This is a genomic window from Arthrobacter sp. TJ-238, assembly GCF_058269215.1.
The window spans coordinates 170983-183812 of sequence record NZ_JBZCNH010000003.1 but is presented as its reverse complement, the minus strand read 5'-3'; the positions used below and the strand labels follow the sequence as shown (position 1 = coordinate 183812).

Below are 12830 nucleotides of genomic sequence, written 5' to 3'. Positions count from 1 at the left end.
TACAGTGGACGGGTGTCTATTGCAAATTCCCTCGAGCAGCACGCCCACAATCCGGAGCCGGCCCCCCAGGACCTGTCCCGGCTGATCGTCAAGGGCGCGCGCGAGCACAACCTGCGCAACGTCGACCTAGACCTGCCGCGCGACGCCATGATCGTGTTCACGGGCCTCTCCGGCTCGGGCAAGTCGTCGCTGGCCTTCGACACCATTTTCGCGGAGGGCCAGCGTCGCTACGTCGAGTCCCTCTCGGCGTACGCCCGGCAGTTCCTCGGCCAGGTGGACAAGCCCGACGTCGACTTCATCGAGGGTCTCTCACCCGCCGTGTCGATCGACCAGAAGTCCACGAGCAAGAACCCCCGGTCCACCGTGGGCACCATCACCGAGATTTACGACTACATGCGCCTCCTTTGGGCGCGCGTCGGCCGCCCCCACTGCCCGGTCTGCGGTGAGCCCGTCGCGAAGCAGACACCCCAGCAGATTGTCGACCAGCTCCTCGAGCTCGACGAGGGCACGCGCTTCCAGATCCTGGCGCCCGTCGTGCGGGCGCGTAAGGGCGAGTTCGTGGACCTCTTCCAGGAGCTCACCGCCAAGGGCTACTCGCGTGCCCGGGTGGACGGCAAGCTTATCCAGCTCAGCGATCCGCCGAAGCTCGGCAAGCAGTACAAGCACACCATCGAGGTCATCATCGACCGCCTCGTGGTCAAGGGCGGTATCCAGCAGCGCCTCACCGACTCCGTCGAGACCGCCCTGAAGCTCGCCGACGGCCGCGTGCTCGCGGAGTTCGTCGACCTGCCCGAGGACGACGCGAAGCGCCTCCACGCCTTCTCCGAGCACCTCGCCTGCCCGAACGAGCACCCGCTGGCCATCGACGAGATCGAACCGCGCTCGTTCTCCTTCAACAACCCCTTCGGCGCGTGCCCGGCCTGCACCGGCATCGGCAGCAAGCTCGAGGTCGACGAGGAGCTCGTGGTCCCCAACCCGGACCTCAGCCTCGCCGAGGGTGCCATCGCCCCGTGGTCGCTGGGCACCGCGACGCTCGAGTACTGGACCCGCCTGCTCGAGGGGCTCGCGTCGGAGCTGAGCTTCGACATCACCACCCCCTGGCGGAAGCTCCCCGACCGCGCCCGCGAGGCCGCGCTGTACGGCAAGGACCACAAGGTCGTGGTGCAGTACAAGAACCGCTTCGGCCGGGAACGCAAGTACAGCACCGGCTTCGAGGGAGCCATCCAGTACATCCAGCGCAAGCACGCCGAGACCGAATCCGACAACGCGCGGGACCGCTACGAGGAGTACATGCGGGAGATCCCGTGCCCCACCTGCGGTGGCGCACGCCTCAACCCGGCGTCGCTCTCGGTCCTCATCAACGGCCGCTCCATCGCCGAGGTCTCCGCGATGCCGATGCGCGACTGCGCCGAATTCCTCGACAACCTCGTGCTGACCGGCCGTGAGGCGCAGATCGCCAACCAGGTCCTCAAGGAGATCCAGGCGCGCCTGACCTTCCTGCTCGACGTCGGCCTGGAGTACCTCAACCTCGAGCGGGCCTCGGGCACGCTGTCCGGTGGGGAGGCGCAGCGCATCCGCCTCGCCACGCAGATCGGCTCCGGCCTCGTCGGCGTGCTCTACGTGCTCGACGAGCCGTCCATCGGGCTGCACCAGCGCGACAACCGCCGGCTCATCGAGACCCTCACGCGCCTGCGGAACCTCGGCAACACGCTCATCGTGGTCGAACACGACGAGGACACCATCGCCGAGGCCGACTGGATCGTCGACATCGGACCGGGCGCAGGGGAGCACGGCGGCCAGGTGGTGCACTCGGGGCTCCTCGAGGACCTCCTCGCCAACGAGCAGTCCTTGACCGGCGACTACCTCTCCGGGCGCCGGAAGATCGAGATCCCGGCGAAGCGCCGCAAGATCGACCGGTCCCGGCAGCTGAAGGTCGTCGGCGCGCGCGAGCACAACCTCGTCAACGTGGATGCCAGCATCCCGCTCGGCGTGCTCACCGCCGTCACCGGCGTGAGCGGCTCCGGCAAGTCGACCCTCGTGAACGACATCCTCTACAAGGTCCTCGCCAACAAGCTCAACGGCGCCAAGCAGGTCGCGGGCCGGCACAGGCGCATCGACGGCCTGGAACACCTCGACAAGGTGATCCACGTCGACCAGAGCCCCATCGGGCGTACGCCCCGGTCCAACCCGGCCACGTACACCGGAGTCTTCGACAACATCCGGAAGCTCTTCGCGGAGACCACGGAGGCCAAGGTCCGCGGCTACCTGCCCGGCCGGTTCTCCTTCAACGTCAAGGGCGGCCGCTGCGAGGCGTGCTCCGGCGACGGCACCCTGAAGATCGAGATGAACTTCCTGCCGGACGTGTACGTGCCGTGCGAGGTGTGCCACGGCGCCCGGTACAACCGCGAGACCCTTGAGGTGCACTACAAGGGCAAGACCATCGCCGACGTGCTCGACATGCCCATCGAGGAGGGCGCGGAGTTCTTCGCCGCGTTCAGCCCGATCGCCCGGCACCTGAACACGCTGGTCGAGGTGGGCCTCGGCTACGTGCGCCTCGGGCAGCCCGCCACCACGCTGTCCGGCGGCGAGGCGCAGCGCGTCAAGCTCGCCAGCGAGCTGCAGAAGCGGTCGAACGGCCGGAGCATCTACGTCCTCGACGAACCCACCACGGGTCTGCACTTCGAGGACATCCGCAAGCTCCTGCTCGTGCTGCAGGGCCTCGTGGACAAGGGCAACACCGTGGTGACGATCGAGCACAACCTCGACGTGATCAAGAGCGCCGACTGGGTGATCGACCTCGGACCCGACGGCGGCTCCGGCGGCGGGCAGATCATCGCGACGGGTACACCCGAGCAGGTCGCCCGGAACGAGGCGAGCTACACGGGGACGTTCCTCAAGGAGATCTTCGAGAAGGCGCAGTAGCCGGCCCCGCCGGTCCGGGTATGCCGGGCAGGGTATGCATGGCGCGTGCCCTGCCGGTGCTATGGCAAGCTTGCCCGGTGGCATATATGCATTCGCTGATACTCTTCGACCTCGACGGAACGCTCGTCGACCCGGCGGGAGCGATCACCGAGGGTATCGCGGACGCCCTGCGCCGCCACGGCCTCCCGGTGCCCGGTGACGACGCCCTCCGGGCCATGGTGGGTCCGCCCCTCGTCTCCTCGCTGACCGAGCGTGCCGGTGTGCCCGCCTCCCGCCTGCAGGATGTCCTCCATACCTACCGCGCGGGGTACGTGGACACGGGCATGGCGCGGAGCCGCCCCTACCCCGGGATCGCCCGTTGTGTGGAGGCGCTGGCGCGTCGCGGCGCGGTGGTCGCGGTCGCCACCCAGAAACCCGAGTGGCTCGCCGAGGAGCTCCTCGCCGCGCAGGGGCTCCGGCACCTCTTCGCCTCGGTGCACGGCTCCCCACGGGACGAGACCAGGGCCGCTGCCGGGAAGGCGTCGATCATCCGGGCGGCCCTCGAGCGGCACCCGGGCGCGGCCGGCTCCGCCGTCATGATCGGCGACCGGCGGCACGACGTCGAGGGCGCCGCCGCGAACGGTCTGCCGTGCATCGGCGTGGGCTGGGGTTTCGCGGCACCGGGCGAACTGCAGGGCGCCGGGGCCACGGCCGTCGTCGAGTCCGCGGACGAGCTCCTGGAGGTGCTCGGTGGGAGTCTATGACCTGACGCGCAGCACCACCCGAGGGCTCATCGCAGGTCTCTGCCGCCCCACGGTCGAGGGACTGCACCACGTCCCCGCGGACGGTCCGTTCATCGTCGCTGCGAACCACCTGTCCTTCCTCGACAGCGTCCTCGTGCAGGCACTCATGCCCCGCCCCGTGGCCTTCTTCGCCAAGGCCGAGTACTTCACGGGGACCGGTGTGAAGGGCGCCCTCATGAAGTCCTTCTTCGAGGGCGTGGGGTCCATCCCCGTCGAACGCGGGCAGCAGGCCGCCAGCGTGCAGGCCCTCAAGACCCTCCTCGACCTGCTGGAGAAGGGCGACGGCGTCGGCATCTACCCGGAGGGGACCCGCTCCCGCGACGGGAGGCTCTACCGGGGACGGACCGGCGTGGGCTGGCTCGCGCTCACCACCGGCGCCCCCGTGGTGCCGGTGGGACTGATCGGCACCGATGCCCTGCAGCCGGCCGGGAAGAAGGGCGTCCGGCCGCAGCACTTCACCCTCCGGGTCGGCCGGCCGCTGGTCTTCGCGAAGACCGGCCCCGGGCACCCGCTGCCCGCCCGGCGCAACGCCACGGACGCCATCATGGACAGTATCGCGGCGCTCACCGGCCAGGAACGGGTGTCGCACTACAACCAGAGCCCCGTCGCCGAGTAGCCGGCTCGCGGCGGGCGCCCGGCGGGTCGGGCGTCAGCGGTGAGCGGAACCGGGCGGCCCGCGTCGGGGCGTGTCGGCGTCCGCACCTAGGATTGACGTGTGGCGAATCCAGTGACATACCGGCCGAAGACCGGCGAGATCCCGCTCGATCCGGGGGTCTACCGGTTCCGGGACGAGCACGGCCGCGTCATCTACGTCGGCAAGGCGAAGAACCTGCGCTCCCGCCTCAACTCCTACTTCGCGAACCCGCAGGGCCTGCTGCCCAAGACCCGCAGCATGGTGTTCACCGCGGCGAGCGTCGAATGGACGGTCGTGGGCAGCGAGCTCGAGGCGCTGCAGCTCGAGTACACGTGGATCAAGGAGTTCGACCCGCGGTTCAACGTCATGTTCCGCGACGACAAGACCTACCCCTACCTCGCCGTCACCATGGGGGAGAAGTACCCCCGCGTGCAGGTCATGCGCGGCGACAAGAAGAAGGACACGCGCTACTTCGGCCCGTTCTACCCGGCGAAGGCGATCCGCGAGACGGTCGACACCATGATCCGCGTCTTCCCGGTCCGTACCTGCAGCGCCGGGGTGTTCAAGCGCGCCGAACGGACCGGCCGGCCATGCCTTCTCGGATACATCGACAAGTGCTCCGCGCCGTGCGTGGGACGCATCAGTCCCGAGGACCACAAGGCCCTGGCGGGGGACTTCTGCGACTTCATGTCCGGTGAGGCCAAGAAGTTCATCTCCGGGCTCGAGAAGAAGATGGCCGAGGCCGTCCAGGAACTCGACTACGAGTCCGCGGCGCGTCTCCGCGACGACATCGCGGCCCTCCGACGCGTCTTCGAACGCAACACCGTCGTGCTCAGCGAGGACACGGACGCCGACATCTTCGCGATCAGGGAGGACGAGCTCGAGGCCGCGGCCCAGGTCTTCCACGTCCGCGGCGGGCGCATCCGCGGCCAGCGCGGCTGGGTGGTGGAGAAGGTCGAGGACATGGACACGCCGGACCTCGTGGAACACCTGCTGCAGCAGGTCTACGGGGAGGGCAGCAGCAGCAACGAACAGATCCCGCGCGAGGTCCTCGTCCCCGTCCTGCCGAGCAACTCCGACCAGATGCTCGAGTGGCTGCGCGGTCTCCGCGGCGCCCGCGTGGACGTGCGCGTGCCGCAGCGCGGTGACAAGGCCACCCTCATGGGCACGGTGGAGCAGAACGCCGCCGAGGCGCTCCGCCTGCACAAGAGCCGCCGCGCCGGCGACATCACCACCCGGTCCACCGCGCTGCAGGAGCTGCAGGAGGCCCTCGACCTGCCCCAGCCGCTCATGCGCATCGAGTGCTTCGACATCTCCCACGTGCAGGGCACCAACGTCGTGGCGTCGATGGTCGTCGTCGAGGACGGGCTGCCGCGCAAGTCCGAGTACCGGAAGTTCTCCATCACGGGCGACGCCGCCCGCGACGACACCGCCTCCATGTACGACGTCATCCACCGCCGGTTCCGCAACTATCTCGCGGGGAAGGCGGGCCCGGCGCGGGACGCCGCTGCCCCCGACCCGGAGACCGACCCCGTCGACGACGACGCGTCGGTCCTCGCACACCCGGCCGTGGACGAGCCGTCCGACGACGGCCCGCTGCAGGACACGACGACGGCGATCACCCGCAACCGGTTCGCCTACCCGCCGAGCCTCGTGGTCGTCGACGGCGGTCCGCCGCAGGTGGCCGCCGCGTCGCGGGCGCTGGCCGATCTGGGGATCGACGACGTCTTCGTGATCGGCCTCGCCAAGCGGCTCGAGGAGGTGTGGATCCAGGACAGCGAGTTCCCGGTGATTCTCCCGCGCGCCTCGGAGGGGCTGTTCATGCTGCAGCGCATCCGCGACGAGGCGCACCGCTTCGCCATCACGTTCCACCGGCAGAAGCGCGGCAAGTCGATGACCGCCTCGGCGCTCGACGAGATCGCCGGGCTGGGCCCCGCCAAGCGCAAGGCCCTGCTCAAGCACTTCGGGTCGGTCAAGAAGATCCGGGCGGCCACCGTCGAGGAACTCGTCGAGGTACCCGGCGTGGGCCCCACGCTCGCCGAGACCATCCGCACGTCCCTCGCCGTCGCCCCCGAGGACGCGCCCGCCCCGGCCGTGAACATGGCCACGGGCGAGATCATCGAAGATTAGTTAGGCTGAAGGCGCGGCCGCAGTTGCCGCGCCACCCCCAGGGCAGGCCGGGAGACCGGATGCCCCGTCGAGCCGGAACGGATGCACCACGATGACTGAGGCCACGAGCCTGACTCCGGTCGAACCCGCCGAATCCGAGCTGCTGGTGGTGACCGGCATGTCGGGGGCCGGCCGCAGCACGGCCGCGAACGCCCTCGAGGACCACGGGTGGTACGTGGTGGAGAACCTCCCGCCGCAGATGCTCACCACGCTGACCGAGCTCGTCGCGCGGACGCCCGAGACCATCCCCAAGCTGGCCGTCGTCGTCGACGTGCGCGGCAAGGAGCTGTTCCGCGACATCCAGGCGTCCCTCGCGGGCCTCCGCTCCGCCGGCGTGAAGTACCGCGTGCTGTTCCTCGACGCCGACGACGCCGTGCTGGTGCGGCGCTTCGAGCAGGGCCGCCGGCCGCACCCGCTCCAGGGCGACGGCCGCATCCTCGACGGGATCGCCGCCGAACGCGAGGTGCTGAAGGAACTGAAGCACTCCTCGGACGACGTCATCGACACGACCGACCTCAACGTGCACGCCCTGGCCACCAAGGTCACGGAGCTGTTCTCCGAGTCCGGGCCGATCGTGCTGCGGCTCAACGTCATGAGCTTCGGGTTCAAGTACGGCCTCCCGGCGGATGCCAACTACGTGGCGGACGTCCGCTTCATCCCGAACCCCCACTGGGTGCCGGCCCTCCGTCCACAGACGGGGCTCGACGCGCCGGTCAGCGACTACGTGCTCGGGGCGCAGGGCGCCGGAGACTTCATCGAACGCTACGTGAACGCCCTGATCCCCGTCCTCGACGGCTACCGCCGCGAGAACAAGCACTACGCCACCATCGCCGTCGGCTGCACGGGCGGCAAGCACCGCTCGGTGGCCGTCACCGAGGAGATCGCGCAGCGCCTGGCCCAGCTGCCGGGAGTGCAGGTCGCCGCGCACCACCGCGACCTCGGTCGTGAGTAGTGGGACCGTTCTCCGGGCCGCTGCCCCTCGTCCCGCCGTCCGCGCGCCGGCAGGGTGACTCCGGCGGCGGGCCGTCCGTCGTCGCCCTCGGCGGCGGCCACGGACTCTCGGCGTCCCTCTCGGCCCTGCGGCTCCTGACCCAGGAGCTGACCGCGGTGGTCACGGTCGCCGACGACGGCGGCTCCTCCGGCCGCCTCCGCCACGAACTCGGGGTGCTGCCGCCCGGGGACCTGCGCATGGCCCTCGCCGCCCTCTGCGACGACACGGACTGGGGCCGCACGTGGCGCGATGTCATGCAGCACCGTTTCACCGCGCGCCACGGCGTCGAGAGCCCGCTGGACAACCACGCCATGGGCAACCTGCTGATCGTCACACTGTGGGAGCTGCTGGGGGATCCGGTGGCGGGCCTGCAGTGGGCCGGCGCCCTCCTCGGTGCACGCGGGCGGGTCCTGCCCATGGCCAGCGTCCCGCTGACCATCGAGGGGGACCTCCTCAGCGAGGTGCAGGGAACCCTGCGCGTCACGACGGTGACGGGCCAGGCGAAGCTCGCCGTCGCCTCCGAGACGGGCAACGTGAGCAATGTCCGGCTCCTTCCGCCTGCCGCCCCGGCCTGCACGGACGCCCTGGATGCCATCGAACTGGCCGACTGGGTGATCCTCGGGCCGGGCTCCTGGTACACCTCCGTGCTGCCGCACCTGCTGCTGCCGGAGCTGCGGGACGCCCTGTGCCGCACGTCCGCGAAGCGGTGCCTCACCATGAACCTCAGCAACGACACCAAGGAGACCCAGGGCATGAGCGCCGTGGACCACCTCCACGTGATCTCGCGCTACGCACCGGATCTCACGGTCGACGTCGTGCTCGCGGACCCGTCCGTGATCGCCGACCGGGACGAGTTCGAGCAGGTCGTGGCGGGAATGGGCGGACGCGCCGTCTTCGGTACAGTGGGAGCTTCGACCGGTAGGCCCGTCCACGACCCGCTCCGGCTGGCGACGTCCTACAACGACATGTTCGGAGAGAACTAGGAGTGCATCTGTGGCCCTGACCGCCGACGTCAAAGAGGAGCTCTCGCACCTCGACGTCAAGAAATCCTCGGTCCGCAAGGCCGAGGTGTCCGCCCTCCTGAGGTTCGCGGGCGGCCTCCACATCATCTCGGGCAGGATCGTCATCGAGGCCGAGGTGGACCTCGCCTCGACCGCCCGCCGGCTTCGCGCGGCCATCGCCGAGGTGTACGGCCACAACAGCGAGATCATCGTGGTCAGCGGCGGCGGACTCAAGCGCGGCAACCGGTACGTGGTCCGCGTGGTCCGCGACGGCGAATCCCTGGCCCGCCAGACGGGTCTCCTCGACAGCCGCGGCCGCCCCGTGCGGGGCCTGCCCTCCGCCGTCGTCAACGGCTCGACGGCGGACGCCGAAGCCGTCTGGCGCGGTGCGTTCCTGGCGCACGGCTCGCTCACCGAACCGGGCCGGTCCTCCTCGCTCGAGGTCACCTGCCCAGGCCCCGAATCCGCCCTCGCCCTCGTCGGCGCCGCACGCCGCCTCGACATCTCCGCGAAGGCGCGGGAGGTCCGTGGCATCGACCGGGTGGTCATCCGCGACGGTGACACCATCGCGGCACTCCTGACGCGCATGGGAGCCCACGACGCGCTCATGGTGTGGGAGGAGCGCCGCATGCGCAAGGAGGTCCGTGCCACGGCCAACCGCCTCGCCAACTTCGACGACGCGAACCTGCGCCGCTCCGCGCAGGCCGCCGTCGCCGCCGGAGCGCGCGTGGAGCGCGCCCTCGAGATCCTCGGCGAGAGCGTGCCCGAGCACCTGCGCTACGCGGGGGAGCTGCGCGTGGCCCACAAGCAGGCGAGCCTCGACGAACTCGGGCGTCTCGCCGACCCTCCCATGACCAAGGACGCCATCGCCGGGCGCATCCGCAGGCTCCTCGCGATGGCCGACAAGCGGGCCTCGGACATCGGGATCCCCGGTACGGACGCGAATGTGACCGCGGACATGCTCGACGAGTGAAGAAGTGCATAGGATGGAACAGCAAGCCCGCTTCCGATCGATCGGGCCGCCTGCCCTCCGCACCCCGGGGACGACGGTCCGCGCGGGCATCTGGGACCACACCTGAGATCGCATCTGAGATCACTACATGGAGGACTACGTGAGCGAATACGTACTGCCGGATCTTGACTATGACTATGCAGCCCTCGAGCCGCACATCTCGGGCCGGATCATGGAGCTCCACCACTCCAAGCATCAGGCCACCTACGTCAAGGGCGCCAACGACGCCCTCGCGCAGCTCGCCGAGGCCCGCGCGAAGGGCGAGTTCGGCACCATCCCGAAGCTGTCCAAGGACCTCGCCTTCCATGTCGGCGGGGTGATCAACCACAGCATCTTCTGGAAGAACATGTCCCCCGAAGGGGGCGACAAGCCCGACGGCGAGCTCGCCGCGGCCCTCGACGACGCCTTCGGGTCCTTCGACGCCTTCCGTGCTCACTTCACGGCCGCCGCCACCTCGCTGCAGGGGTCGGGCTGGGCCGTCCTCGCGTACGAGCCGCTGGGCAGGAACATCGTCATCGAGCAGCTCTACGACCAGCAGGGCAACGTGCCGGTGGGCACCATCCCGCTGCTGATGCTGGACATGTGGGAGCACGCCTTCTACCTGGACTACGTCAACGTGAAGCCGGACTACGTCAAGGCCTGGTGGAACCTCGTCAACTGGGCGGACGTCCAGACCAGGTTCCAGGCAGCACGCACCGGCGCCTCCGTCCTCATCACGCCCGGCGCCTGACAGTCCGCGGACGGGCACGGCCGGCATCACGGCCGCCCGTCCGCGGCAACCGGCGTCGGCCGCCCGGCGGCCCGGATGCGTGCGACACGCCGTGCTGAGTAAGGTGGGAGCCGGGAGGCCCCCGGCCGCGCCGCAGGACCACCCCGCTCCGCGAGGAGCCCGCAGGACCCGAAGAACCGCTCCGCGAGGAGCCCGCAGGACCCGAAGAATTTCGGCACGAAGGTGTGCCCGGTACCAGATGTATACGTCGCCGGACTCGCCCGAGAAGGGTCAAGCAGGCGGCACCACCTATGAAGGAGATGGAAACCAGTGACTACTCGTGTTGGCATCAACGGCTTCGGCCGCATCGGCCGCAACTACTTCCGCGCCGCTCTCGAGCAGGGCACGGACCTCGAGATCGTTGCCGTCAACGACCTCACGAGCCCCGAGGCACTCGCCCACCTGCTGAAGTACGACTCCGTCACCGGACGTCTGAAGGCCTCCGTGGAGGTCGACGGCGGCGACCTCGTGGTCGATGGCAAGCGCGTCCGCGTGCTCGCCGAGCGTGATCCCGCGAACCTGCCCTGGGCCGACCTCGGCGTCGACATCGTCATCGAGTCCACCGGTTTCTTCACGAAGGCCGCTGACGCACAGAAGCACATCGACGCCGGCGCGAAGAAGGTCCTGATCTCCGCCCCCGCCTCCGACGAGGACCTCACCGTGGTGCTCGGCGTCAACGACGGCGACTACGACCCCGAGAACCACCACATCATCTCCAACGCCTCCTGCACCACCAACTGCCTCGGCCCCCTCGCCAAGGTGCTGCACGACTCCTTCGGTATCGAGCGCGGTTTGATGACCACGGTCCACGCCTACACCGCCGACCAGAACCTGCAGGACGGCCCCCACAAGGACCTCCGCCGTGCGCGCGCAGCAGCCATCAACATGGTCCCCACCTCCACGGGTGCGGCCAAGGCCATCGGGCTCGTGCTGCCCGAGCTCAAGGGCAAGCTCGACGGCTACGCCATCCGCGTGCCCGTCCCCACCGGTTCCGCGACCGACCTCACCGTCACCGTGAGCCGCGAGGTCACGGTCGACGAGGTCAACGCCGCCTACCGGGCCGCGGCCGCCGACGGCTCCCTGAAGGGCTACCTGTCCTACACCGACGCCCCCATCGTCTCCTCGGACATCGTGACGGACCCGTCGTCGTGCATCTTCGACTCCGGCCTCACCAAGGTCCTCGGCAACCAGGTCAAGGTGGTCGGCTGGTACGACAACGAGTGGGGCTACTCGAACCGCCTGGTGGACTTGACGGAAATCGTCGCCGCCAAGCTCTCCTAGGCCGGTCCGACCGTGGCTTACGCAACGCTCGACGACCTCCTGGCCGAAGGGGTCCGGGGCCGCCGCGTCATCGTGCGCTCCGACCTCAACGTGCCCCTCGAGGGCGAGGTCCCGTCCCTGACGGTGACCGACGACGGCCGCGTGCGTGCCTCGCTGCCCGTCCTGCGGAAACTGAGCGAGGCCGGCGCCGCCGTCATCGTCCTCGCCCACCTGGGGCGGCCCAAGGGCACGCCCGAGGAGAAGTACTCGCTGAAACCCGCCGTCGACGTGCTCCGCGAGCTGGCCGACTTCCCGGTCACCCTCGCCCCCGACACCACCGGTGACGGTGCGCGCGCGGCGGCGGCCGCCCTCGCCGACGGCGAGGTGCTCGTCGTCGAGAACGTGCGCTTCGACGCGAGGGAGACGAGCAAGGACGACGCCGAGCGCTCGGCGTTCGCCCGCGAGCTGGCCGACCTGGCGGGCGCCGACGGCGCGTACGTCGACGACGCCTTCGGCGCGGTGCACCGCCGGCACGCGAGCGTGTACGACATCGCCGCGCTGCTGCCCGCCTACCAGGGCGACCTCGTGCGGGACGAACTGGTGGTCCTCGAACGGCTGACGAAGGACCCGCAGCGGCCCTTCGTCGTCGTCCTCGGCGGCTCCAAGGTGTCCGACAAGCTCGCCGTCATCGAGAACCTCATCGGCACCGCCGACCGGATCCTGGTGGGCGGCGGCATGGTGTTCACATTCCTGGCCGCCCAGGGGCACCGTGTCGGCGCCAGCCTGCTCGAGGAGGACCAGATCGGCACGGTCCGCGGCTACCTCGAGCGCGGACCGCGCGACGGCACGCAGTTCGTGCTGCCGACGGACATCGTGGTCGCGGAGAAGTTCGCCGCCGACGCCGGCCACAGCGTGGTCGCCGCCGACACCATCGAGTCCGGCACCTACGGCGCCACGGGCATCGGGCTCGACATCGGACCCGCGACGGGCGAGGACTTCGCGGCGAACATCGCCGAGGCGAAGACCGTGTTCTGGAACGGCCCCATGGGCGTCTTCGAGTTCGACGCCTTCGCCGGCGGGACGCGCGCCGTCGCCCAGGCACTCACGGACGCGCAGGCCGGCGGCGCCCTGACCGTGGTGGGCGGCGGAGACTCCGCGGCCGCCGTGCGCGGGCTGGGCTTCGCCGACGACCGGTTCGGGCACATCTCGACGGGCGGCGGCGCGAGCCTCGAGTACCTCGAGGGCAAGGAACTGCCCGGACTGACCGCCCTGGCCCGCGACTAGCGGGAC

Annotated in this window: 10 protein-coding genes; all 10 read left to right on the top strand. The window is 70.0% G+C overall.

The window, feature by feature from the left end:
- Positions 1–12 precede the first annotated feature (12 nt).
- The 10 genes from uvrA to AC4D2O_RS06925 all read left to right on the top strand — a co-directional run bounded on the left by uvrA (position 13) and on the right by AC4D2O_RS06925 (position 12824).
- Positions 13–2922 carry an excinuclease ABC subunit UvrA gene (gene uvrA, locus AC4D2O_RS06970; RefSeq protein WP_490906081.1) on the top strand — a complete coding sequence of 970 codons (2910 nt, stop codon included), beginning with the start codon at positions 13–15 and terminating at the stop codon, positions 2920–2922.
- A gap of 86 nt (positions 2923–3008) precedes the next feature.
- Entirely contained in the window at positions 3009–3665 is a 657-nt protein-coding gene (locus AC4D2O_RS06965; RefSeq protein ID WP_490906490.1) for an HAD hydrolase-like protein, read from the top strand.
- Positions 3652–4320: a lysophospholipid acyltransferase family protein gene (locus tag AC4D2O_RS06960; protein WP_490906080.1), complete on the top strand. Its 669-nt coding sequence runs from the start codon at positions 3652–3654 to the stop codon at positions 4318–4320. Before AC4D2O_RS06965 ends, AC4D2O_RS06960 begins: the two co-directional genes overlap by 14 nt.
- A 99-nt stretch (positions 4321–4419) precedes the next feature.
- A complete protein-coding gene (gene uvrC / locus AC4D2O_RS06955) occupies positions 4420–6468 on the top strand; it encodes an excinuclease ABC subunit UvrC (RefSeq protein ID WP_490906079.1) in 2049 nt (682 codons plus the stop codon).
- Positions 6469–6559: 91 nt separating this feature from the next.
- Positions 6560–7459 (top strand): RNase adapter RapZ, encoded by a 900-nt coding sequence (gene rapZ, locus AC4D2O_RS06950; protein WP_490906078.1) that lies wholly within the window; start codon positions 6560–6562, stop codon positions 7457–7459.
- Positions 7459–8481, top strand: a complete 1023-nt coding sequence (locus AC4D2O_RS06945; protein ID WP_490906077.1) for a gluconeogenesis factor YvcK family protein — start codon at positions 7459–7461, stop codon at positions 8479–8481. The genes rapZ and AC4D2O_RS06945 overlap by 1 nt, the downstream gene beginning before the upstream one ends.
- Positions 8482–8491: 10 nt before the next feature.
- Positions 8492–9472 carry a DNA-binding protein WhiA gene (whiA, locus tag AC4D2O_RS06940; RefSeq protein ID WP_490906076.1) on the top strand — a complete coding sequence of 327 codons (981 nt, stop codon included), beginning with the start codon at positions 8492–8494 and terminating at the stop codon, positions 9470–9472.
- A gap of 139 nt (positions 9473–9611) precedes the next feature.
- Entirely contained in the window at positions 9612–10241 is a 630-nt protein-coding gene (locus tag AC4D2O_RS06935) for a superoxide dismutase (protein WP_490906075.1), read from the top strand.
- Between the two features lie 309 nt (positions 10242–10550).
- Positions 10551–11561 carry a type I glyceraldehyde-3-phosphate dehydrogenase gene (gene gap / locus AC4D2O_RS06930; protein WP_490906074.1) on the top strand — a complete coding sequence of 337 codons (1011 nt, stop codon included), beginning with the start codon at positions 10551–10553 and terminating at the stop codon, positions 11559–11561.
- 12 nt (positions 11562–11573) lie between these two features.
- Positions 11574–12824: a phosphoglycerate kinase gene (locus tag AC4D2O_RS06925; protein ID WP_490906073.1), complete on the top strand. Its 1251-nt coding sequence runs from the start codon at positions 11574–11576 to the stop codon at positions 12822–12824.
- The last annotated feature ends 6 nt before the right edge of the window (positions 12825–12830 follow it).